Raw genomic sequence first — 23,210 nt, forward strand, 5'->3', positions numbered from 1 at the left:
GAGCACGACATGGAGATCGACTGGGAGCGGCTGCGGGCCGCCGCCACGGACGTGATGCGGCACGCGTACGTGCCGTACTCGAAGTTCCCCGTCGGGGCGGCCGCCCTGGTCGACGACGGCCGCGTGGTGGTCGGCTGCAACGTGGAGAACGCCGCGTACGGCGTGGTGCTCTGCGCCGAGTGCGGCGTGGTCTCCTCGCTGCACGCCACCGGCGGTGGCCGGATCGTCGCCCTGTCCTGCGTCGACGCCACCGGCGAGCCGCTGATGCCGTGCGGCCGGTGCCGCCAGCTGCTGTGGGAGCAGGGCGGCCCGGAGTGCCTGATCGAGGCCAAGGGCGGCCCGCTGCGGATGGCCGAGCTGCTGCCGCACGCCTTCGACGTGGCCGACCTCGAGGCGGTCACCGGGGAGGCGCCGGTGCCGGTGGTGCCGGAGCGGCTGGCGGCCTGGCGCGGCCGGGGCACGGTCTTCGTGCACCCCGACCTGTCCGCCGGCCAGCAGGTCTGGACGGCCTACTGGGAGCGGTCCGCGGGGGACAGCGAGGGCGCCGAGACCGGCGTGCTGGAGGAGGGCCCGAGCTGGGACGACCCGGCGGAGGCGATCGCCTGGGGGCACGCCCGCACGCCCCGGGTCGTGGTCGTGGACGCCTCGGGCACGATCTTCTGGGCGGGCGAGGGCGAGCCGCCGATGGAGATCCCTATCCGCTGGGGTGGTTGAGCTCAGAGCCGGCTGGGGCCTGCCGTGCCCGGCTCCGGGCGGTCAGGCTTGATCCCTCCGCCGGGCACGGCAGGCCCCAGCCGTCGGTGGTCACGGTTCGCGGATCGGTATCTGCACACGACTAGGGAAGATCTTTTGTGATGAGTGGTTTTGCGGCGGTTGACGTCATCCGGGTCAAGCGGGACGGGGGTGTGCTCTCCGACGCGCAGATCGACTGGGTGGTGGACGCGTACACCCGGGGGCTGGTCGCCGACGAGCAGATGTCGGCGTTGGCCATGGCGATCCTGCTCCGTGGCATGACCGCGCCGGAGATCGCCCGGTGGACCGCCGCGATGATCGCCAGCGGGGAGCGGCTCGACCTCTCCGCCGTCGACCGGCCGACCGTCGACAAGCACTCCACCGGCGGCGTCGGCGACAAGATCACCCTCCCGCTGACCCCGTTGGTGGCGGCGTGCGGCGCGGCCGTGCCGCAGCTCAGCGGCCGTGGCCTCGGCCACACGGGCGGCACGCTCGACAAGCTGGAGTCCATCCCCGGCTGGCGGGCGGCGCTGCGCAACGACGAGTTCATCGCCCAGCTCCGGGACGTGGGGGCGGTGATCTGCGCGGCCGGCGCGGGGCTCGCCCCGGCCGACCGCAAGCTGTACGCGCTGCGCGACGTGACCGGCACCGTCGAGGCCATCCCGCTGATCGCCAGCTCGATCATGAGCAAGAAGATCGCCGAGGGCACCGGGGCGCTGGTGCTCGACGTGAAGGTCGGCTCCGGCGCGTTCATGAAGTCCGTCGAGCAGGCCCGCGAGCTGGCCCGGACGATGGTGGAGCTGGGCGGCGCGCACGGCGTGCGGACCGTCGCCCTGCTCACCGACATGTCGACCCCGCTCGGCCTGACCATCGGCAACGCCGTCGAGGTGACCGAGTCGGTCGAGGTGCTGGCCGGGGGCGGCCCCGCCGACGTGGTCGAGCTGACCCTGGCGCTGGCCCGCGAGATGCTCGACGCGGCCGGGCTGCCGGACGCCGACCCGGAGGCCGCGCTGCGCGACGGCCGGGCCATGGACTCCTGGCGCGCGATGATCCGCGCCCAGGGCGGCGACCCGGACGCCCCGATGCCGACCGCGAACGAGGTCGAGGTGGTCCGCGCGGACGCGGACGGCTTCGTCGCCTCGGTCGACGCGTACGCCATGGGGGTGGCCGCCTGGCGGCTCGGCGCCGGACGGGCGCGCAAGGAGGACCCGGTCAGCGTGCCGGCGGGGGTGGTGCTGCACAAGCGGCCCGGCGACCCGGTGCGGGCCGGCGACCCCCTCTACGAGCTGCGCGCGGAGCACGCCGCCCGGATCCCGGCGGCGCGGGACGACGCCGCGCGGGCGGTGCGGATCTCGCCGACCGCGCCCGCCGTGACGCCGTTGGTCATCGAGCGCATCGGCTGAGCGGGGCGGTCGCCGGGCCGGCATGGTGCCGGCCGGCTCGGAGCGCTATCCTCCCTGGCCAGGGGGACAACCGGCGCCGAGTCGTCGCGAGCAGACAGGACATTTCCGCCGTGACCGTACCTGCCCCCGATCCACGGGAGGTGCGTGAGGCGAGCCTGGACGAGTTGTCCCGGCTGCGTCTTCCGCTGCCGCCACCCCAGTTCCCGCTCGTGTGGGAGCCCGGCGACCAGATCGAACTGCGACCCACCGCGGAGATCGAGGCCCGGATCGCCGTGCTGCACCTGATCCTCGCGCGCTGCTTCGGGATGCCGCCGCAGGCCGCGATGAGCTGGCTGCTCGCCTCGCACCTGGTCGAGATGGTCACGCCGCCGGAGTTCCAGTTCGTCACCGGCGGCAAGGGCGACCACCGGTCGTTCGTGCTGCACCACGACGCGCTCTTCGCGCTGGCCTGGGTGCTCGGCCTGACCAAGCAGCTCGACCCGACCCTGCCGGTGGACGAGCGGCTGGTGGAGCGGATGCCGCACATTCCCGGCGGGGAGACCTTCGGCCAGTGGCGTGCCCGGATCCTCGCGGCCCCGCAGCATCCCGCCGACGCGGCCGCGCTGCTCGACCTGCACTACTGCCTCGACTGGGCGTACCTGGAGACGGAACGGGCCGGCCGCACGCCGCCCGGTGTGGTCGACGCCAACGCCATCGGTCAGCGCCGGTGGGCGCTGGAGTGGGCGGTGATCCTGCGGGGGCCCTACCACGAGGAGCCCCCGGGCTGGGAAGAGGTCGACCTCTCCACCTGACCCGGCGGACTGAGGTGTAAGGAAGGGCACCTTCCTAACGCCTGAGGTAGAGGAAGGGTCCCTTCCTTACACCTCAGCGCGGGGACGGGCGCCAGACGGTGAGGTCCACCGCGACGGTCACCCGGACCGGCTCGGGCAGCGCGGCGACCCGGGCGGCGAGCCCGGCCGGGTCGGTGTGCCACGCGCTCGGGCCCATCCCGACCAGCGTCGCGACCTCCGGCCCGGTCAGCGCCAGCTCCCGCCGGTGCCCGGTCGACGCCACCTGCGCGAAGCGCCCGCCCAGGCTCTCGGCGACCCGGTCCGCCTTGGCCGGGTCCACCCGGAGCAGGCCGAGCGCGCCGACCAGTTCGGCGAGGTGGTCGGCGGCCGGCGTCACCACCAGCAGGGACCCGGCCGGGTCGAGGACCCGGTGGAACTCCGCGCCGTTGCGCGGGGCGAAGACGTTCAGCAGCACGGCGGTGCCGGCGTCGGCCAGTGGCAGCCGCTGCCAGGTGTCGGCCAGCGCCGCCGCCGCGCGGGGATGCGCCCGCGCCGCCCGGCGCAGTGCCGGCTTCGACACGTCCAGGGCCAGGCCCACCGCGTCCGGCAGCGCCGCCAGCACCGCCGCGAGGTGCCGGCCGGTCCCCGCACCGGCGTCCACCACCAGGGGGTACGCCTCGGGCCGCGCCGCGCGGACCCGGTCCGCGGCCTCCGTCGCGGCGGTGGCGAGGGCGGTCGAGATCAGGTCGTAGTGGCCGGCGGCCAGGAAGTCGGCGCGGGCGGCCACCATCTCGGCGGTGTCCCCGGCGTGCGGGGCACGGCCGGCGAGCAGGTTGACGTAGCCCTGCCGGGCGACGTCGAAGCTGTGCCGGCGCGGGCAGCGCAGCGCGGTGGCGGTGCCGGCGGCGGCCTCCGCCAGCGGCTCGCCGCAGACCGGGCAGCGGAGCCGGTCGACGATGCGGGTGTCCACGTCAGGCGTCCAGGTAGGTCAGCACCGCGCGGACCCGCCGGTGGTCGTCGTCGCAGTCGCGCAGGTCGAGCTTCGTGAAGATCGAGTTGATGTGTTTGCTGACCGCCTTCTCGGTGACCACCAGGCGCTGCGCGATCGCGCCGTTGGAGCGGCCCTCGGCCATCAGCGCCAGCACCTCGTGCTCGCGCGGGGTGAGCCGGCCCAGCGGCGCGGCGTGGGCCGGCCGGGCGAGCAGCTGCGAGACCACCTCCGGGTCCATCGCCATGCCGCCCCCGGCCACCCGGTGCACCGCGGCGACGAACTGCGCCACGTCGGCCACCCGGTCCTTGAGCAGGTAGCCCACCGCGCCCGCGCCGTCGGAGAGCAGCTCCCGGGCGTAGAGCTGCTCGACGTACTGGGAGAGGACCAGCACCGGCAGGCCGGGCACCCGGGCGCGGGCGGCCAGCGCCGCCCGCAGCCCCTCGTCGGTGTGCCCGGGCGGCAGCCGGACGTCCACCACGGCTACGTCGGGGCGGTGCTCCAGCAGGGCGGCGAGCAGGTCGTCGCCGGTCTCCACGGCGGCCACCACCTCGTCACCGTACGCGGTGAAGAGCCGGATCAGCCCGTCGCGCAGCAGCACCAGGTCCTCGGCGATCACGATGCGCACGGCAGCTCCACGTCGACCACGGTAGGCCCACCGTCCGGGGAGCTGATCCGCACCCGCCCGTCGAAGACCGCGAGCCGCCGCCGGATGCCGGCCAGGCCCGTGCCCCGCGCCGGGTCGGCGCCGCCCCGACCGTCGTCGGAGACGGTCAGCCGGACCGTGCCGTCGACCCGGTGCAGCCGCACCGCCACCCGGGCCGCGCCGCTGTGCCGGGCGGCGTTGGTGATCAGCTCGGCGACGGTGAAGTAGAGCGCCGACTCCAGCGGGGGCGCCAGCCGCTCGGGCAGGTCGACGTCCAGGTCGACCGGGAGGGGCGCGCCGAGGGCGAGGGCGGCGACGCCCCCGGCGAGCCCCCGGTCCGCCAGCACCGGCGGGTGGATGCCGCGTACGACGTCGCGCAGCTCGGACAGGGCGGTGCCGGCGGCGGAGCGGGCCTCGGTGACCAGCCCACGGGCCGCCTCCGGGTCCCGGGCCAGCAGTTCCTCGGCGAGGCCGAGGTTCATCGCCATCGCGACCAGCCGCGCCTGCGCGCCGTCGTGCAGGTCGCGCTCGATCCGGCGCAGCTCGGCCGCCTGGGCGTCGACGGTCTGGGCGCGGGTGTCGGCCAGCTCCTCCACCCGCTCGGCGAGGGCCGCCCGGGCGGTCGGCGCGAGCAGTGCCCGGGTCAGCCGGTGCTCCAGGTGGAGCAGCCCCCGGGGCAGCCAGTACGCCCCGACCCCTATCAGCAGCGCGGGCACCACGGCCAGCGCGGCGTTGCGCAGCGAGTCGATCGGCAGGCCGAGGAAGTTGTCGATCGCGCCGGGCGCCACCGTGTGGATCAGTGGCAGGGCGAGGCCCTGCGCGACGCCGAGCCAGAGCCCCACGGCCAGCACCACGGCGACCGGGGCGAGGCAGAAGTGGGCGAAGAGGAACGCCAGGTCCCGATAGGTGGCCGGATCCCCGGCCGCCGTCCGCAACCGGGCCGCCAGCCCGCCGGTCACCGGCCGGTACGGGGACCGGACCGGTGGGCCCGGCACCCGGCGGCGCTGCCGGTCCAGCAGCGTCCGGGTGCCGGCGAGGGTGCGGTCGAGCAGGGGCAGGCCGACGCCGAGCAGACTGAGCCCGGCGGTGAGGAGCGTGGCCAGCGCGAACCCGATGCCCGCCCCGGCCAGCCCCGCCGCGACGGCCAACTGGTGTATCTCCCGCCATGCCCGCCGCACCCCGCTCATCGGGCCATTGTCCCAGCTCGCACCGCATCCCCCGTCGGCGCGGGGACCGGTCGGGCCTCCGGCGTGACGCCCGGCAGGGAGGCGGGGCCGGGCCCGGGGCGGGTACGGGCCGGCCAGAAGGCGGCCCGACCGGTGAGCGCGGCCAGCGCCGGCACCAGGAGCCAGGAGAGCCCGAACGTCGTGATCAGCACGCCGACCGCGACGGCGAGCCCGATCTGGGCCAGCATCGGCGACGCCACGAGCACCCCGAAGCTGCCGGCCAGGATGACCCCGGCGGCGGCGACCGCCGGGCCGGCCCGGCGTACCGCCTCCGCGGCGGCCTGACGGGGCGGCCGTCCCGCGCGCAGTTCCTCCCGGAACCGGGCGATCATCAGGATGTTGTAGTCGGTCCCGATCGCGGTGACGAAGAGGAACACGACCAGCGGCAGTTGGAAGTTGAGCCCCGACTGGCCGCCGATGACCTGGAACACCAGCACGCTGGTGCCGAGGGTGGCGGCGAAGCCGAGCGCGACCGCCGCGAGCAGGCCCAGCGAGGCGAGCAGGCCGCGCAGCATCAGCAGCAGGAGCAGCCCGATCAGCCCGGCGGCCACCGGGAAGATCAGCCGGAGGTCCTCGTCGAGCACGGTCCGGATGTCGGCGAAGGTGGCGGTCTCCCCACCGACGTACGCCCGGGTGCCGGCCGGTGCGGCGGCGTGCGCGGCCGGGCGTAGTTGGTCCTCCACCGCGTCCATCGCCCGCTGCGAGTACGGCGGCTCGGTGAGCAGCAGCCGCACCTGGGCCACGTCCCCCTCGATCTCGACCCCGCCCGGGGCCGCCACGATCGGCACCTCGGCGAGCCGTGCGGCGAACCGTTCGGCGGTGGCCGCGTCCACCCCGGCGCCGGTGAGGTACACGACCGTCGGGGAGAGCGTCCCGGCGGGCAGGCCCGAGCGGAGCCACTCCAGGGCCCGGGCCGACTCGGAGCCGGACGGCAGCGTGTCGAGTTCGTAGCTGGGCTTGTGCGCCAGCGCGCCGAGACCGAGCAGCAGGAGGGCGGCGACCGTGGCCAGCGCGACCCGGGCCGGCCGGCGGGCGACCAGGCGGGCGGTCCGGGCCGACCGCCCGGTCGCCTCGTCGCCGTCGTGGCCGGGCGTCGACCCGCCACCCGGCGTGACCAGCTTCGCCGGCCACCAGCCCCGGCGGCCGAGCAGTGAGTAGACCGCGGGGAACAGGGTCAGCGCGGCGGCCACCATGAGCAGGACGGCGACGGCCAGCGCCGGGCCGAGCACCTGGAAGGAGGCGAGCTGGGAGAGCACCAGCGCGCCGAACGCCACCGCCACGACCAGCGCGGACACGGTGACCACCCCGCCGATCCGGCTGGCCGCGTGGACCATCGCGGTACGGCGGTCGTCGCCGGCCCGGAGACGTTCCCGGTAGCGGAAGAGCAGGAAGACGGCATAGTCGGTGCCGATGCCGAGCAGCACGACCGGAAGCAGGCCCGTGGTGGAGGCGTCCAGGGCGTATCCGAAGACCTTCCCGCCCAGGGCGAGCAGCCCGGCGGCGGCCTGCGCGACCAGCAGCACGAGGAACAGGTTGAGCAGCGCGATCGCCGGGCTGCGGAAGACGACCAGCAGCAGGACCAGGATCACCAGCATCATGGTGCCGTGGACGATCATGTCGAGCAGGAAGCTGTCGGCCGCGCCGGCGGCCTGCCCGGTCCAGCCGCCGACCAGGCCGGTTCCCGCCAGCGCGTCGTCGGTGGCCGCCCGCAGCCGCTTGACCGTCTGGACGGTCGGCTCCGCGTGCGCGGCGTCGGGCAGGCGCGCCTCGGCCAGGCGTAGCCGTCCGTCCGGGGCGGTCGCGCCGGCGGTCACCCCGGTGACGCCGACGACCCGCAGTTGCTGCGGCAGCCGGTCGATCCGGGCGCTGTCGTCGGCGGTCAGCGCCGCCCCGTCGGCCCGTCGGACGACCAGCACCGCGCTGCTGCCCGGCGGTTCGGGGAAGATCCGGGATCCGATCCCGGTGGCCCGCGCGGACTCGTACCGGTCGGGCAGGAACTCGGCCTGGCTGTCGGCGGGCCGAGGTCCCTCCGGCCCGTAGACGACGAAGGTGGCGGCGGTCAGCGCGGCGATGGCGAGCAGCCAGCCGGCGATCACCCGCCCCGGACGCCGGACCACCGCCGTGGCCAATGTCGTGAACACGTGCAACTCTCCCCACGTCGGCTTCTGGTGATGCCGCTGACGCTAGGCAGCCGGACGGGTCACTTCGATGGTGCGCGCACGCCGGTCGGATGGTGGTGCCTGCACCACCATCGGTTCACCGTCGGGCCCGGTCCATCCCGGTCAGGTGGTCGACCACGCGGTGGGTCAGCGCGTCCAGCGCGGCGACCTCGTCGGGGGTCAGCAGGTCGATGAGGTGCCGGCGGACGGCCGCCACGTGGCCCGGGGCGGCGGCCTCGATCGCGCGCCGGCCCTCGGGGGTGAGCGCGACGACCGCGCCCCGGCCGTCCGTCGCGCACTCCTCGCGGGTGACCAGGCCGCGTTGCTGCATCCGGGTGAGGTGGTGGGAGAGCCGGCTGCGGGACCAGAGCATCCGGTCGGCCAGCTCGCTGAGCCGCAGCCGCTGGTCGGGGGTCTCCGAGAGGTCGGACAGGACGTCGTAGTCCGGCTCGGACAGGCCCGCGTCCCGCGCGAGCTCGCGGGCCAGCTCCAGGTCGAGCAGGCGGCGCATCCGCCGGTAGCCCCGCCAGGCGCGCTGCTCCCGGTCGTCGAGCCAGCGTGGTTGCTCCATGCCGGTCATCGTAGCCATCTGGTTGACATGTCATCAACCCGCTCCTAGGGTGCGTGACATGTCAACCAGATTGCCCGGCCGGCTGGTCCGGCTGCTGACCGGCCTCGTGCTGTCCGGCGTCAGCGTGGCCCTCATGGTCCGCGCCGACCTGGGCCTCGCGTCCCGGGACGTGCTGCACCAGGGGCTCGCCGAGCGGACCGGGCTGCCCCTCGACGAGGCCGCCCGGCTCACCGCCGCCCGCGCCCCGCTGCGGGTGTCGGCGTGACCGCCCGGCTGTGGGAGCTGTTCGGCGAACGCGGCCGGGGCGTGCTGGTCACCCTGCGCCGAGACGGCCGACCGCAACTCTCCAACGTCGACTACCTGGCCGAGCCCGGCCTGATCCGGTGCTCCACCACCGCCGGCCGGGCCAAGGTGCGCAACCTGCGCCGCGACCCCCGGGTCAGCTTCCACGTCACCACGGCCGACGGCGGGGCGTACGCCGTGGCGGAGGGGACGGCCGCGCTCACCCCGCCGGCGGCGGCGCCCGACGACGCCACCGTCGAGGAACTGGTCGAGGTCTACCGGCGGATCCGCGGCGAGCACCCCGACTGGGCCGACTACCGGGCGGCGATGGTCGCCGACGGCCGGCTGGTGCTCCGGCTCACCGTCGACCGGCTCTACGGCTGGCGCCCCTGACCGACGCGGCGTCGCCCGGTCGGGCCGGCGTGGCACGGGCGCCCTCCCGGGACGCGTGACCCCGGCCCCCGCCGGTCGCCGGCGCGGTCTGGGGCCTCTCGGTCTGGCTCTGCGAGTACGGCAGCGTGGGCCGGGAGGGCGGGGCCGACTAGGGTCTGGGCATGGTCGCGACAATCCGTTACGAGGACATCGTCAAGGTCCCGAAGGCGCTGCTGCACGATCACCTCGACGGCGGCCTGCGGCCGGCGACAATCGTCGAGCTGGCCGCCGAGGCGGGCCACGAGCTGCCCACCACCGACCCCGAGGCGCTCGGCCGGTGGTTCGTCGAGGCGGCCAACTCCGGCTCCCTGGAGCGCTACCTGGAGACGTTCGCGCACACCGTCGCCGTCATGCAGACCGCGCCGGCGCTGCGCCGGGTGGCCCGGGAGTGCGCGCAGGACCTGGCCGCCGACGGGGTGGTCTACGCCGAGGTGCGGTTCGCCCCCGAGCAGCACCTGGAGCGGGACCTGACCCTGGACGAGGTGGTGGAGGCGGTGCTGGCCGGCTTCGTCGAGGGCAGCGCGCTGGCCGCCGAGGCGGGCACCCCCATCCGGGTCGGTACCCTGCTCACCGCCATGCGGCACGCCGCCCGGTCGCAGGAGATCGCCGAGCTGGCCGTCCGGCACCGGGACGCCGGGGTGGTCGGCTTCGACATCGCCGGCGCCGAGGCCGGCTTCCCGCCCACCCGGCACCTGGACGCCTTCGAGTACCTCCAGCGGGAGAACTTCCACTTCACCATCCACGCCGGCGAGGCGTTCGGCCTGCCGTCGATCTGGCAGGCGATCCAGTGGTGCGGGGCGGACCGGCTCGGCCACGGGGTGCGGATCGTCGACGACATCACACCCGGCCCGGAGCCGGTGCTCGGCCGGCTGGCCGCGTACGTGCGGGACAAGCGCATCCCGCTGGAGCTGTGCCCGTCGTCGAACGTGCAGACCGGCGCCGCCGCCTCGATCGCCGACCACCCGATCGGGCTGCTGCGGGACCTGCGCTTCCGGGTGACGGTGAACACCGACAACCGGCTGATGAGCGGCACCTCGATGTCGCGGGAGATGGCCCTGCTGGCGGACGCCTTCGGCTACGGCTGGAAGGAGTTCCAGTGGTTCACCATCAACGCGATGAAGAGCGCCTTCATCCCGTTCGACGAGCGGCTGAAGATCATCGACGAGGTGATCAAGCCGGCGTACGCCAAGCTGCTGGGCTGAGCGCGGGCCGCGCGGCCGGCGTCAGGGGCGGTGCGGGTGGCCGGCGAGCAGGCCGGCCACCCGGCGCAACACCTCGCCCGCCCGGGCGGCCTCCGCGCCGAGGCCGGTCTGCCGGCGCAGCACGGCCGGCTCGCTGCGCAGCAGCGTCAGCCCCCGGCGCACCAGCACCCGGGGCGCCTTGCGCTGCTCGGCGAGGTCGCGGGCCAGCCGGCGGACGAAGGTCGCGCCGCGCGGCCGGCGCAGGGCGTACGCCCCGGCGAGCAGCCCCCGCCGGCGGCACTCCTCGACGATGTCGGCAGCGAAGATCCCTTCGGCAACGAAAAGTGGCGAACCAGCGATGTCGAATGGCCGGGTGGACACGCGGCGGTCCTCACCGATCGCATAGACCGGCACATCGGCCTTGCCCTCCCTGGCCAGGCAGGCAATCGTTTCCACGGCCGCTTCGGCGTCCCAGGACCGGGGTGACTCCCAGTCGACCAGGCCGTCGCGTCGCGGCAACGTAGGGTCGTCGCCGTCCTTGTAGAAGTCGTCCAGGCAGAGCACGGGGAGGCCGGTTCGCTGGGCTATGTACGACTTTCCCGAGCCGGAGGGGCCGGCGAGCAGGACAACGCGGTGGGGGTGATCCATTACCTTCAGTGACTCCGGCCAGACGGACTGCGATCAAATTGCATCAACATCTCATCACACCTCGAGTGACGGCCAACCTGGGCTTTCTCTTTCAGGGGTAGCGTGATGGAATCTCGGATGGTCCGACCCGCCGGGTCGGCCGCTGGGCGTTGCCCGAGGGCGACGCGGACGCTAATCGCGAGGGCGGTGACGTGAGCAAACGGCCAAAGGCGGCGGGCTCCTTCCTGTCGCGGCTGCGCCGGCCGGCCGGCCGGCTCCGTGACATGCCGATCTGGTCCAAGCTCGGTCTCATCATGATCGTGCCGACCATCGCCACGGTCGTCGTGGGCACCAGCGGTCTGGTGGACCACCTGGAGACCCTCAACAATGCCAACCGGGCCGGTGACCTGGCCAATCTCGTCGGCTACTCGGGTGACCTGGTCGACACGCTCCAGGACGAGCGGACCAACGCGCTGCGCCTGCTGGGCGTGCCGAAGGGCCAGGACGCGGCCCGCTTCAAGAAGGCGTACGAGGAGGCCAACGGCCGGGTCGACAAGGCATGGGGGCCGTACTCCCAGCAGCGGGGCAAGGTCGAGGACCTCCCGGCCAACCTCGAGACCCTGCTGGGCGAGATCGACCAGACCCTGACCGACCTTCCCGGCACCCGCAGCCAGGTCTTCAACGGCAAGCTCGGGCTCGTCCCGGCGATGCAGGCGTACGACGGCCTGATCGACAACCTGCTGAGCGTCCGCGACTCGGCCACCCAACTCGCCGGCGACAACGAGCTGAGCGACCAGATGCGTGCCGCGACCGCCACCGCCCGGAACAAGGAGTTCCTGTCCCGCCGCCGGGACGTGGTGCACCGCGCGTTCATCCAGCAGCGGCTCACGCCGAACCTGCGCAACGAGTACATCGCCGCCAGCACCGGCTCCAGCCAGTGGCTGCAGAGCTTCCGGGTGGTGGCCTCCCAGTCCGAGCAGGAGTACTACGCGCAGGTGGTCGCCGGCCCCGACCTGCGCGAGGCGAACACCTACAACAGCTGGCTCAACGGCATCACCACCGCCGACACCCTGACCGGCGCGCCGTTCGACGCGGACGAGTGGGACGCGGCCATGGTGGCCAACGCCAAGCTCATCCGCACGGTCGAGTCGAAGATCGACGGCGACGTCGTCGCGGTCGCCGACGACCTGCGCTCGGACGTGCAGCGCCAGGTGTTCCTGGAGACCGGCCTGCTGCTCAGCATGCTGCTGCTGGCCATCCTCTTCGCCTACCTGGTCGCCCGCTCGATGGCCCGCTCGCTGCGCGACCTGCGGCAGGGCGCCCTCTCGATCGCCCAGTACGGCCTGCCCCAGGCGGTGGCCCGGCTGCGTGATCCCCAGGTCACCGGCCAGCTCTCCCCGGTGCAGCTCGCCAACCAGATCGCCGAGCCGCTGCCGGTGCGCAGCAAGGACGAGTTCGGCCAGGTGACGGAGGCGTTCAACGCGGTGCACCTGGAGGCGGTCCGCACCGCCGCCGAGCAGGCCGCGCTGCGCGCGTCCGTCGCCACGATGTTCGTCAACCTGGCCCGCCGGTCGCAGATCCTGGTCGACCGCCTGATCGGTCACCTGGACCGGCTGGAGCGCGGCGAGGAGGACCCGGACCGGCTGGCCGAGCTGTTCCAGCTCGACCACCTGGCCACCCGGATGCGCCGCAACGACGAGAACCTGCTGGTGCTGGCCGGCGCCGACTCCACCCGCGTGCAGCGCGAGCCGGCCGCGCTGATCGACGTGCTCCGGGCCGCCCAGTCCGAGGTCGAGCACTACACCCGGATCGAGTTCGGGGTGATCGACCGGGACATCGAGGTGGCCGCGCACGCCGTCAACGACCTGGTGCACCTGGTCGCCGAGCTGTTCGACAACGCCACCGCGTTCTCGCCGCCGGACTCGCACGTCATGGTCGAGGCCCGCCGGGTCGGCGACCGCGCGTCGCTCTACGTCGAGGACCGGGGCATCGGCATCAGCTCCGAGCAGCTCAACGAGCTCAACGAGCGTCTCGCGACGCCGCCGCAGGTGGACGTGGCGGTCTCGCGGATGATGGGCCTGGTCGTGGTCGCCCGGCTGGCATCCCGCCACGGCGTCAAGGTCGAGCTGCGTCCCGGCACCGACCGGGGCACCGTCGCCGAGGTGGTCATGCCCACGTCGGTGCTCGTACCCCGGGCCCTCTCCGGCCGCGCGCAGTCGTCGCCCGCCCTGCCCGTCTCCGGCGCCCCGTCGTCGGCGTTCAGCGGGCCGTCCTCCGGCCCCGCGTCGGCGTTCGGCGGGCCGTCGTCCGGCCCCGCCCCGGCCTTCGGGGCGCTGCCGGCGCTCGGCAGCCGCCCGGCCAACCCGACGCCGACCCAGCGCCCCGGCGAGTCCGGCAACCAGGTCACCCTGGGCGGCCGGCCGTTCGACCCGGCGCCGCGCAACGGGGCCGGCACGTCGGCCTCGACGGGTGGGACGCGGTCCATGCCGGCCTGGTCCGACCTGACCGGCGCCAGCGGCACCACCAACGGCGAGGCATTCCGGCCGCGCACCTCCAACGGCCAGCCGATCGACCCGCTGCCGCAGCGGCGGTCCAGCGACGACCCGGACGCGACCGGCCAGCAGTCCGCCGTCCCGCGGCAGCTGCCCAGCAGCCCCGAGGCCCGGCCGTACTCGGCCCCGCCGGTCCCGCCGATCTCCGCGCCGCCGGCGCCCTACGCGGGCCCGCCGGTGTCGACCCCGCCGATTCCCTACTCCGCGCCCCCGGTGTCCAGCCCGCCGGTCTCCGGCATGCCGGTCTCGGCGTCGCCGGTCTCCGGCCACCCGGTCTCGGCCGCGCCGTTCTCCGGCCCGCCGGTCTCCGGCCACCCGGTTTCGGCCGCGCCGTTCTCCGGCCCGCCGGTCTCGGCGCCGCCGAGCGGCCCGCTGCCGCAGCGCCCGGTCCCCGGCGCGCAGGGCCCGGCCGCGCCGGCACCGCCGGCCTGGCCGCCGGTCGCCGGGGCGGAGCGTGACGCCGTGACCCCGCCGGTGCCCGAGCGCCTCGCCGCCGCGCTGGACATGACCACCGAGCTGCCGCGGGTGCCTCGCCCCGGCGCGGAGCACCCGGCCGCCCAGGCGCCGGAGCCGGAGCCGGCCGCCGCGCCGGCCCGGCCGGCCGCCCCGCAGCAGGCCCAGAACCGGCAGCGGTACGCGGACGAGACGATGGAGCTGCCGATCTTCCGGGAGCTCGAGTCGGCCTGGTTCCGGACCCGTCGGCCGGGCCCGGAGGAGGCGGCAGCGCCCGCCGCGAAGACGGCGGCCAACGGCGCCGCGACCCAGCAGTTCGCCCGGGTCGACGCCGGCGGCCGGGGCCCGCAGCAGACACCACCCGGGACAGGTAACGCACCGATGGCAGAGAAGCCGACGGCCGGAGGAGCGCCGAGCGAGAACGGATCGACGGTCAACGGGGCTGCCCGCCCCGGTGTCGCCGACAGCTTCGGTCATCGCCGGCCCTCGCCGCAGCAGGGCATTGGTTGGCAGACCGCCGCCGACGACGGGTGGCGCGCGGCCTCGGCGGCGACCGAGGTACCCGTGGCGGCGACCACCTCGACGGGGCTGCCCAAGCGCACCCCCATGGCACAGTTGGTGCCGGGCGCGGTGGAGAAGCCCACCACCTCCGTGCAGCGGCGCACGCCGGAGGGTGTCCGTGGCCTGCTCTCGGCATACCACCGGGGCGTGCAGCGGGGGCGTACGTCCCCGTCGGACAGCAACCCGACCAACCCGGAGGCGACTCCGGGAGGGCAGCAATCCTCGCAGTCTGGCTCAGGCCCGGTGGCCGGGAGCAGGCAGAAGGAGCAAGAAGGATGACAACTACGCAGGATCTCGGTTGGCTGCTGGCCAACTTCGCGGACCGGGTGCCCGGTGTCGCGCACGCGGTCGCCGTCTCCGCGGACGGCCTGCTCCTCGCGTCGTCTCGGGACCTCCCGCGTGACCGGGCCGACCAGTTGGCCGCGATCGCGTCCGGCCTGGTCAGCCTCACCCAGGGCGCGGCCCGCTGCTTCGAGGGAGGCGCGGTGCTGCAGACGGTCGTCGAGATGGACAACGGCTTCCTGTTCCTGATGTCCATCTCGGACGGCTCGTCGTTCGCGGTGCTCGCCGCCCGTAGCTGCGACGTCGGGCAGGTCGGCTACGAGATGGCCCTGCTGGTCGACCGGGTGGGCGACGCGTTGACCCCGCAGCCGCGTGCGGCCGCGGGCATGCTGGGTTGACGACCTGCTGACCGGTGAGGTCGGCGGGGCGGCAACGACAACGACGGGCTCCATCCGGAGCCGGTGCCGGGTACGAAGGAGGTGAGCGGCGACATGGCCGATCGTGACGAACCGACCGGAGCGTTGGTCCGTCCATACGCCGTGACCCGCGGTCGTACCCGCCCCCGTCTCGACATCGCGCTGGAGGCGCTCGTCGAGACGACGGTGCGCGGCCGGGCCGCTGCCAATGGCAACGGCGGCCAGGGCCGCGAGCACCAGTACATCGCCGCGCTGTGTGACGGACGTGTGCAGTCGCTCGCCGAGATCGCGGCGCGGATGCAGCTCCCGCTCGGTGTGGCCCGGGTGCTCATCGCCGACATGGCGACGGACGGCCTGGTCGCGGTCCACGAGCCGACCATTCTGGACGACTCGGACGACGCGGTGGGCACTGAACTGCTGGAGAGGGTGCTGAGTGGACTTCGCAGGCTCTGACATGTCGCACCGGCCGCCGGCCCCGAGCGGGCGCGTGACGTCGGCGAAGATCGTTATCGCCGGTGGATTCGGCGTCGGCAAGACGACGCTGGTCGGCTCGGTCTCGGAGATCACGCCGCTGACGACCGAGGCGATCATGACCTCCGCCGGCGTGGGCGTCGACGACACCCGGCAGGTGCCGGGCAAGACGACGACCACGGTGGCGATGGACTTCGGCCGTATCTCGATCGACCGCGATTTGATCCTGTACCTGTTCGGTACGCCGGGTCAGACCCGGTTCTGGTTCATGTGGGACGAGCTGGTGCGCGGCGCGATCGGCGCGGTCGTGCTGGTGGACACCCGCCGACTGGCCGACTGCTTCGCGGCGATCGACTTCTTCGAGCACCGGCGGCTGCCGTACCTGGTGGCCATCAACTGCTTCGACGGGATGCAGTACCACGACCCGCAGGACGTCCGGGACGCGCTCGCGATCTCGAGCGACGTGCCGGTGGTGGCCTGTGACGCCCGGAACCGGGAGTCGACGAAGCACGTGCTGATCTCGCTGGTCGAGTACGTGCTCACCATGCGGCGCTCGCGCGCCGTTGCCCCGGCCTGATCGGCTCGACGAGCGCCCGGCGTCGGCTTCGGCCGTCGCCGGGCGCTCGTCGCTGCCCGCCTGTCGGTAGACGACTTGGCGGCGTTGTGGTCGTCGGGTGCAACGGCTGTCCTCATTGGAGCGCCCCAAACCTGTTGGGTCTGACTAGGCTTAGGACTCCCGCGACGAGGTGGCACGGCCCACTGTCCTGATCGGAGTCCTGATGCACGCAGAGGCAGGCGCGACCGCGCCCACCCTGACCTTTCTGGTGAGTCTCGATGACACGGCGACCACCGTCGGCGACAAGGCGATCTTCGGCCGAGGCGACGAGCCGGCCCTCTGCCAGATCCCGGTGGCGGCACTCAAGGCGCAGCTTCAGGAGACGGTTGGGAACCTGCGCGAGCTGTTCCAGGAGCTTGCCGCCCACACCGACGGAATTTCGCTCAAGGAGGTGCAGGTCGGCTTCGAGGTTACCGCCGCCGGGAAGTTCGCCCTGCTCGGCACCTCTCTGCAATCGGGCGGGAAAGGTGCCATCACCCTCACCTTCGGCAGGTGACCGTGGTGCCCGAGCGTCAGGCGCTCCTCATCGGGGTGTCACGCTACCGCGATGAGAACATCGTCGACCTTCCGTTCGTCGAGGACGACCTGATCGAGGTGCGCCGGGCGCTCGAGGACGCGGGTTACCAGACTGAGCTGCACGACAGCTCCGCGACGGACGCGCAGAGTATCGACTCGGCGGTGGAACTCTTCCTCGCCGACGCCGCGCCTGGAGCCACGATCCTGATCTTTCTGAGCGGCCACGGTGTCCACAACGACGGAATGGATTTCCTCGTTCCGTCCGGCGCGCCGACCCGCTCGTACAACTTCGCCGAACGCTGCGTGCCGATCAACTTCGATCGGTACGTCGAGCGCAGCCGGGCCGGCGACGTCGTCGTCGTGGTCGACGCCTGCCGTGAGGGCATCCATGTACGCGAGAAGGGGGTTGCGAGCGCCGCGCAGTGGTCGCGCCGGAAGACGCTCATGGCGGCGGAGCGCCGCATCTCCTACCTGTACGCGTGCTCGCCCGGTGAGCGTGCTCGGTACGTCAGCGACGGCCCGACCGCCTTCAGTCTCTTTTCGCGGGCCTTCAGCCATGTGCTCGGAGACCCGCAGGCGCCGGCGACGCTCGACGGCATCGTGGGAGCGATCCAGGAGGCGCTGGACAAGCTCACCGCCGACTTCGAGTGCCCACGGCAGCGGATCAGGGTGATCGGCGAGCCTGCCGACGACATACGCATCGCACTGCGGCCGGCTCGGGTCGAGAAGGGGCTGGGCGGGGAGCATCCCTGGGTCGTGGCCGTTCGCGAACACATCGCGTGGGACAGGGTGGCCGAACGGTACGACACCGTCGATCTGCGGGAGGCCACCACGGAGCTGATCCGCCACCTGGCCGAGGTGCACGCCCCCGACGTCTCGGCGCTGGCTGACGACCCCTGGATCGATCCGGACTTCAGCCTTCGCATGACGGCACGGGTGCGTTGGCTTCTGGCTACGGTGCTCAACGCGGACAAGCTGGCGCTCTCGGCGGCCGAGGCCGCCTATCTCGTCGCCTTCCCCTTCCTCCAGGAGGCCTTCTGGACACGGAACGCGGCGGTGCTCGCGGCCACCACCGTTCCCGGCCAGCTCGACGTGCCTGACGACGATCCCGTGCGCGAGCGTTTCCGGCGTTTCTTCCACACGCATGGACGACTGGTCCGAAGAGCCGCCCGGTTGGCCGCGTCAGGGGACGTCGAGGCCGCTCGTGGCATCAGGTGGTGGGTCTTCCACCGGTGGCTGACCCGGCAGCCCCACTGCTACGACGCGCAGCTGGTCACGGCGCTCGCCGGGGTGGCTGTCCCCACGGGCAAGCCCGAGGGCGCGGTGCTCGAGGAGGTCCTCTCCTCGGCCAGCCTGGTACGGATGCTCCGGGCGCTCCGGTCCAACGTGTGGTCGATCAGCTCTCCCGACGAGGAGAAGGACCTGCCGGCGTGCCGTTACGTGGCCAGCGCGACGGAGTGTGAGCAACCGGTCCGAGAGCAGTTGCTGGGCTACCTGCTCGTCGCGGCGCACCGGTTCGCCGTGGAGGCGACCTCCCTACCCGAGGTGATAGCCGACCACCTGGGTGTCACGCAGGGCGTGACGCCGCAGGACGTGATCGCCACCCTCCGTGCGGCAACCTGGGAGGCGCGGGGACGCACCCGCACCCTCGCTGCGGAGTGCACCCACCCGGCAGTCGATGTCGCCCTCAGAGAGCATGTCGGCGCGGTGGATGAGCTGCTGGCGGCCATCGACACCCAGACGGACGGTGCGACGCTGCTCGCCCCGCTCATGGACATGCCCACACACGCCGCCAGCGATCGGGTCAGGGCGGTCAGCGGCCCCGACGGTCGCCGACTCTACGACTCGACGGGGCTGCGCTTCCATCTCGCGGACGACCGCATCCAGGAACTGCTCATGGGCGAGCAGCTCTACGGCGACCCCGCGCTGGCCATTCGCGAGCTGTATCAGAACGCACTCGACGCCTGCCGCTACAAGACCGCACGGCTGGAGTTCCTCCGTCGAGAAGGCCGAGCTGTCCCGCAGTGGCAGGGCAGGATCTCGATCCGGCTGGGAGAGGACGCGGACGGCCGGGCGTACCTCGAATGCGCCGACAACGGCATCGGGATGGGTGTCCGGGAACTCCGGGACGTGTTCTCCCACGCCGGAGTCAGGTTCGCCGACCTGCCGGAGTACATCGAGGAACAGGCGGAGTGGAAGCGGCACGGCATCGAGCTGCACCCGAACAGCAGGTTCGGGATCGGTGTACTCAGCTACTTCATGCTGGCCGACGACATCAGCATCTCGACCTGTCGGTTGCGTCGCTCCGGGATACCCGGTGACCGGCTGGAGGTGCAGATCGCCGGGCCGGGATCGCTGTTCCGGGTGACCGACCTGGGCCGTGGGTACGAAACCGGGACCACGGTCCGGCTCTACCTGCGCCCCGGCGCGGCCAAGCCGTCCCCCGTCGAACTCCTTCGGCGCAACCTCTGGATCTCCGACTTCGATGTCACCGTCACGGAGCCGCACGCTGCCCTCGCCTGGACGGCGGGCCAGCTTTCGGGCGATGCGATCGAATCGAACGCCAGGGAGCGCGAAAACGACATCGATGTCGCGGAGACGTCGACAGCGTCCGTCTGGTGGTGCGACGCCATGGGCGGCGTGGTCGCGGACGGGCTGTGGGTCGACGAGCCCATCTACGGCGCCGTCGTCAATCTGACCGGCCCGGCTGCTCCACAGCTCACCATCGACCGTAAACGGATGCTCTCGTACGACACGGAAGAGGTCGGTCGACTCCTCGAACAGGAATTGGAGGCGCTCGTCTCCTCCTACCCGTCCGTCTTCTCGTACGAGTGGTTGAACGTACTCGCCCTGACCAACCCCCGCCTGGCGGATCTGGCCTTCGCCAAGGCACTGGCGACCCCCGTCGAGGCCTGGAGCATCGGGGGGATGCCGAACGACATCCGGATCGTCGGCTGTTTCCCCGTCGACCGTCGGGTCTTCTTCACCGATCAGGAAGCCGCGAGCGTCGACGGCCTTTCGTACCGGCCGGCGCTGCCCGCGCTGCCGGAGCCCCTGCTCGCATGGCGCCTCGCGGCGTGGGCGAAATGTGGCAACGTCGCGGGTGTCCACGTGCCGGCCGAGGAGGAGGTGCCGCTGGCTCTGCCGAGCGACGTGCACCTGCTGTCGACGAACCCCTCCGTGTCGCGTCCGGAGCATCTGATGGGCGAGGAGGACGAGTTCGGCGTCGACGACGACTACATCGACAATCCTTCGCGGGACTGGCTCAGCGACGCCACCGCCGTTCCGCTCGGTCACCTCGCGCTGGTCTCGTCGCTCACCGGCCGGAGCCCCCGAGAGTTGGCGAGCCGGCTGACCGTGCTCGGCTACGAGGTGCCTGACGCCGCGGCGCTGCCCGAGCTGCCGACGCCGACCGACGTCGCGCTGCTGGCGGCCAGGGGCCGCTCCGGCTGGCTCCGTCACGGTGAGATGGTGCCTCCCGGCCACATCGTGCGGCATGCCGTGACGAACGAGATACCCGTCGCCGAGGTGGCAGCGATGCTCGCCGCGTACGGGTTCACGGTGCCCGACGTCAGCCGCTGGCCCGAGGAGGTCGGGGAGCAGGACCTGGGGATCCTGGGCCTCCACGAGTCGGACAGGACGGGGTGGTTGCAACTCACCCAGCCGGTGCCCTACCGGCACGTGTTGCTCCTCAGGCGAAAGCTGGGTCTGCCGATCGACCAGGTGGTGGACCGGCTCGAACGGTACGGTTTCTCGGTCGACCACCTGCGCGGGCTTCCCGTCGGCTTCGAGGACGACGGTCTCGTGATCCTCAGCAAGGACCGCGACGGAGTGGGGCCCTGGCTCGAGGAAGGGAGTTTCATCCCCCTCACCCACCTGATTCGCACGAGTGCCGTCACCGGGACAGGTCTGGCCCACGTGGCGGAGCGGTTCCGCCTCCTCGGGTTCCACACGCCCGACCTGTCGTCCCTGCACGCGATCGGGAGCGAGTCCACGATCACGCTGCTGGGCGGGGCCGACTACGCCGATCAGGTCGACCCGGCCCGTCCGATTCCCTCCGCCTGCGTCGTGCGCGCGGCGTACACCCTGGGCATGTCGTTGCGGCGGGTGGCTGCCGAGCTGGTCGGCCTCGGTTTCCGCGTGTCCGACGTCGACGGCCTGGCCCGCTTCACGGAGCGGGAACTGGTCGAGGTCCTGCGGCCGGGCGGCACGACGTGGCTCCGCGTGGACCGGGAGGTGACCGCGGCACGGCAGCTCGCGGCCATGACGGAGCTGAACGTCGACCTCGCGTACGTCCGATCGGCGTTGGAAGCGCTGGGCCTCACCGCCGCGGAGGCGTCCATCCCCGAGGCGCTCTCCGCGGAGGACAGGGCGATCGTGGAGAGCGCGCTTGAGGTCTCGGCCGCCCAGCCGGTCACGGTCCGCCAACGGATCGGCGGGTCGACCGCGAGGACGAGGCCGGTCGTCGCGCGACGCCCCCCGCTGCTGCGGATCTTCCGCGCCGCACAGCGCGCGAACCTGGGACTGGACGAGGTCGCCCGGCGCCTGAGGCTCTTCGGCTTCACCCTTCCTGGGGACGAGTTCTCGGCACACGTGCCGGATCGTGACGACGTCGCCATCGTCGTGGCGCTCGACGGCATACGCCAGTACTGCCCGCCCACCTCGGTGACCGCGATCGCCGTCGCCGCGGACCGCTGTGGCCTTCCGGTACCCACGGTGGTGGAGCACATCGACCGTTTCGGGCTCCGCCCGGACGACGCCTCGGCCCTGCCGGAACGGATCTCCTCGATCGACGCCCGCATCCTGGCCCTCGACTTCGGTCGGGACGGATGGACGATCGAGAAGGCCGTTCCGCTGCGGCACGTCATGGAGTTGTCGCAGGAACTGGAGCTCAGTTTGGTCGAGGTCTGTGACCGGCTGCAGCTTTTCGGGATGCGGGCGCCGGATGTCGTCCTGCGCTATACCGCCGTCCTGGACGCGGGTGTCAGGACACCCGCGTCCAGGCGCCCGAGCTGACGGTGTAGAGGCCCAGCGACCCCTGGTCCATGCCGCCGTGCCGGATGGGGGTGAAGGAGTACATCCCCACCATCCCCTCGGTGACCTGGTTCTGCAGGAACGCCCGCAGCCGTCCACGGTCGACACTGGTGGACAGCCGGGCCGCGTCGGCGATCAGCTGCACGGCGTCGGACGCGTACGGGGCGAAGCCGCTGAACCCGCCGTGCAGCTGCACGTAGCGGTAGACGAAGTCCTTGCGCTGCAGCGCCGACATGGTGGTGTTGGCGAGCATGGCCCCGCCCAGCGAGACGGGGTGGACCGCGTACGCACCCTCCATCAGGGAGGCGTTCGTGCCCTCCAGGGTCTCCTCGGCGACCGCGCCCGCGTCGAGGAACACCGGCCCGTCGTAACCGGCCCGGCGCAGCGCCCCGACGGCGGCGGCGGAGTCCGGGGCGGTCGCCCAGACCACCACGCCGTCCGGGCGGGCGGCGGCCGTCGAGCGGGCGGCGCGACGGAATTCCTCGCCGGTGCGGGGCAGCCGGATGCTGGCCGCCGGTTCCACCCCGGCAGTCCGCAGGGCCCCTGTCATGGCCCGTACGCCGGAGTCGCCGTGCAGCCCGTGCGCGGCCAGCACCGCCACCCGACGCAGCCGCTGCGAGGCGACCAGCCGGGCCAGCCGCCGGGCCATGTCACCGGCGTCCGGGGTCAGCTTGTAGGCGTACGTCCGCTGCGGCAGCGGCAGCACGATGCCGTCGCCGAAGCCGAGCGAGAGGAACGGCACCCGCTGCTGCTGCGCCACCTCGGCGAGGGCGATCGAGGTCTCGGCCATGGTGCCGCCGAGCAGGGCGTGCACGCCGGTTTCGCGGGCCAGCTCGGTGGCCTGCCGGGCCGCCAGCCGGGGATCGCCGGCGTTGTCCCGCACCTCCAGCCGTACGGTGCGGCGCAGGTTGCCGACCGGCACACCCTTGTCGTTGAGCGCCTCGACGGTGATGTCCAGCGCCCGCTGCTGGAGTACGCCGAGCGCGGCACCGGGCCCGGTCAGCTCCAGGCTGGCCCCGATCAGCAGCTCCTGACCGCCCGGCGTGGCCGTCCTGACGGGATCCCCCTCGGCCGCATCGCCGCGCCCGCAGGCGCTGAGCAGCAGACTGCCCGCCGTCGCGGCCAGCAGGCCGCGACGGGTGAGCACGGAGGGGTTGGTTGCCGATGTCGCCACGAGTCGCCTTCCCGCCCCGGCGACCCCTGCCGCCGGCTGTTCCGCCGGGTATGCTCCCGGCCGCCGCGACCCGGCGTCAAATTACCCGGGTGTGGGCAGGAACACGCAGGTGGAAGGC

Annotated in this window: 19 protein-coding genes; 12 read left to right on the forward strand and 7 right to left on the reverse strand. The window is 73.2% G+C overall.

What is annotated here, in order from left to right; translation table 11 throughout:
* Positions 1–9: 9 nt before the first annotated feature.
* The 3 genes from ACZ6Q9_RS09495 to ACZ6Q9_RS09505 all read left to right on the forward strand — a co-directional run bounded on the left by ACZ6Q9_RS09495 (position 10) and on the right by ACZ6Q9_RS09505 (position 2,926).
* A complete protein-coding gene (locus tag ACZ6Q9_RS09495; RefSeq protein ID WP_393258397.1) occupies positions 10–714 on the forward strand; it encodes a cytidine deaminase in 705 nt (234 codons plus the stop codon).
* A 140-nt stretch (positions 715–854) separates the two neighbouring features.
* Positions 855–2,135, forward strand: a complete 1,281-nt coding sequence (locus ACZ6Q9_RS09500) for a thymidine phosphorylase (RefSeq protein ID WP_393452858.1) — start codon at positions 855–857, stop codon at positions 2,133–2,135.
* Positions 2,136–2,245: 110 nt separating this feature from the next.
* Positions 2,246–2,926 carry a DUF4272 domain-containing protein gene (locus ACZ6Q9_RS09505; RefSeq protein ID WP_393452855.1) on the forward strand — a complete coding sequence of 227 codons (681 nt, stop codon included), beginning with the start codon at positions 2,246–2,248 and terminating at the stop codon, positions 2,924–2,926.
* Positions 2,927–2,999: 73 nt separating this feature from the next.
* Here the strand turns inward: ACZ6Q9_RS09505 and ACZ6Q9_RS09510 are convergent, their stop codons facing one another.
* The 5 genes from ACZ6Q9_RS09510 to ACZ6Q9_RS09530 form a co-directional block, all read right to left on the reverse strand.
* A complete protein-coding gene (locus ACZ6Q9_RS09510; protein ID WP_396829030.1) occupies positions 3,000–3,875 on the reverse strand; it encodes a putative RNA methyltransferase in 876 nt (291 codons plus the stop codon).
* A gap of 1 nt (position 3,876) precedes the next feature.
* Complete coding sequence (locus tag ACZ6Q9_RS09515) at positions 3,877–4,521, reverse strand: response regulator transcription factor (RefSeq protein WP_350712079.1); 645 nt, start codon at positions 4,519–4,521, stop codon at positions 3,877–3,879.
* A complete protein-coding gene (locus ACZ6Q9_RS09520) occupies positions 4,509–5,726 on the reverse strand; it encodes a sensor histidine kinase (protein WP_396829029.1) in 1,218 nt (405 codons plus the stop codon). Before ACZ6Q9_RS09520 ends, ACZ6Q9_RS09515 begins: the two co-directional genes overlap by 13 nt.
* Positions 5,723–7,906 carry an MMPL family transporter gene (locus ACZ6Q9_RS09525; RefSeq protein ID WP_396829028.1) on the reverse strand — a complete coding sequence of 728 codons (2,184 nt, stop codon included), beginning with the start codon at positions 7,904–7,906 and terminating at the stop codon, positions 5,723–5,725. Before ACZ6Q9_RS09525 ends, ACZ6Q9_RS09520 begins: the two co-directional genes overlap by 4 nt.
* 115 nt (positions 7,907–8,021) lie before the next feature.
* Positions 8,022–8,495: a MarR family winged helix-turn-helix transcriptional regulator gene (locus ACZ6Q9_RS09530; protein ID WP_357457330.1), complete on the reverse strand. Its 474-nt coding sequence runs from the start codon at positions 8,493–8,495 to the stop codon at positions 8,022–8,024.
* Positions 8,496–8,553: 58 nt separating this feature from the next.
* Here ACZ6Q9_RS09530 and ACZ6Q9_RS09535 point away from each other — a divergent pair, with 58 nt between their 5' ends.
* From ACZ6Q9_RS09535 to ACZ6Q9_RS09545, 3 genes are all read left to right on the forward strand, one after another.
* Complete coding sequence (locus tag ACZ6Q9_RS09535) at positions 8,554–8,760, forward strand: hypothetical protein (protein WP_393452846.1); 207 nt, start codon at positions 8,554–8,556, stop codon at positions 8,758–8,760.
* Positions 8,757–9,170: a PPOX class F420-dependent oxidoreductase gene (locus ACZ6Q9_RS09540; RefSeq protein ID WP_357457332.1), complete on the forward strand. Its 414-nt coding sequence runs from the start codon at positions 8,757–8,759 to the stop codon at positions 9,168–9,170. The genes ACZ6Q9_RS09535 and ACZ6Q9_RS09540 overlap by 4 nt, the downstream gene beginning before the upstream one ends.
* A 161-nt stretch (positions 9,171–9,331) precedes the next feature.
* Entirely contained in the window at positions 9,332–10,411 is a 1,080-nt protein-coding gene (locus tag ACZ6Q9_RS09545; RefSeq protein ID WP_350685434.1) for an adenosine deaminase, read from the forward strand.
* 21 nt (positions 10,412–10,432) lie between these two features.
* On the opposite strand, the gene ACZ6Q9_RS09550 is transcribed toward ACZ6Q9_RS09545, so the two are convergent.
* A complete protein-coding gene (locus ACZ6Q9_RS09550; RefSeq protein ID WP_393452842.1) occupies positions 10,433–11,038 on the reverse strand; it encodes a uridine kinase family protein in 606 nt (201 codons plus the stop codon).
* Between the two features lie 191 nt (positions 11,039–11,229).
* On the opposite strand from ACZ6Q9_RS09550, the gene ACZ6Q9_RS09555 reads away from it, so the two are divergent.
* From ACZ6Q9_RS09555 to ACZ6Q9_RS09580, 6 genes are all read left to right on the forward strand, one after another.
* The gene (locus tag ACZ6Q9_RS09555; RefSeq protein ID WP_396829027.1) at positions 11,230–14,862 is read left to right on the forward strand and encodes a sensor histidine kinase; all 3,633 of its coding nucleotides are present in this window, start codon (positions 11,230–11,232) and stop codon (positions 14,860–14,862) included.
* Positions 14,859–15,263: a roadblock/LC7 domain-containing protein gene (locus ACZ6Q9_RS09560; RefSeq protein ID WP_067370442.1), complete on the forward strand. Its 405-nt coding sequence runs from the start codon at positions 14,859–14,861 to the stop codon at positions 15,261–15,263. Before ACZ6Q9_RS09555 ends, ACZ6Q9_RS09560 begins: the two co-directional genes overlap by 4 nt.
* Positions 15,264–15,356: 93 nt before the next feature.
* Positions 15,357–15,734 carry a DUF742 domain-containing protein gene (locus tag ACZ6Q9_RS09565; protein ID WP_030329021.1) on the forward strand — a complete coding sequence of 126 codons (378 nt, stop codon included), beginning with the start codon at positions 15,357–15,359 and terminating at the stop codon, positions 15,732–15,734.
* Position 15,735: 1 nt separating this feature from the next.
* Complete coding sequence (locus ACZ6Q9_RS09570) at positions 15,736–16,329, forward strand: GTP-binding protein (RefSeq protein WP_091260490.1); 594 nt, start codon at positions 15,736–15,738, stop codon at positions 16,327–16,329.
* Positions 16,330–16,531: 202 nt separating this feature from the next.
* Entirely contained in the window at positions 16,532–16,864 is a 333-nt protein-coding gene (locus ACZ6Q9_RS09575; protein WP_393258422.1) for a Pepco domain-containing protein, read from the forward strand.
* 5 nt (positions 16,865–16,869) lie between these two features.
* A complete protein-coding gene (locus tag ACZ6Q9_RS09580) occupies positions 16,870–21,900 on the forward strand; it encodes a wHTH domain-containing protein (protein WP_396829026.1) in 5,031 nt (1,676 codons plus the stop codon).
* Here the strand turns inward: ACZ6Q9_RS09580 and ACZ6Q9_RS09585 are convergent.
* Positions 21,869–23,092: an ABC transporter substrate-binding protein gene (locus ACZ6Q9_RS09585; protein ID WP_396829025.1), complete on the reverse strand. Its 1,224-nt coding sequence runs from the start codon at positions 23,090–23,092 to the stop codon at positions 21,869–21,871. The genes ACZ6Q9_RS09580 and ACZ6Q9_RS09585 overlap by 32 nt on opposite strands.
* Between the last annotated feature and the right edge of the window lie 118 nt (positions 23,093–23,210).

Source organism: Micromonospora sp. NPDC049139 (assembly GCF_055586845.1).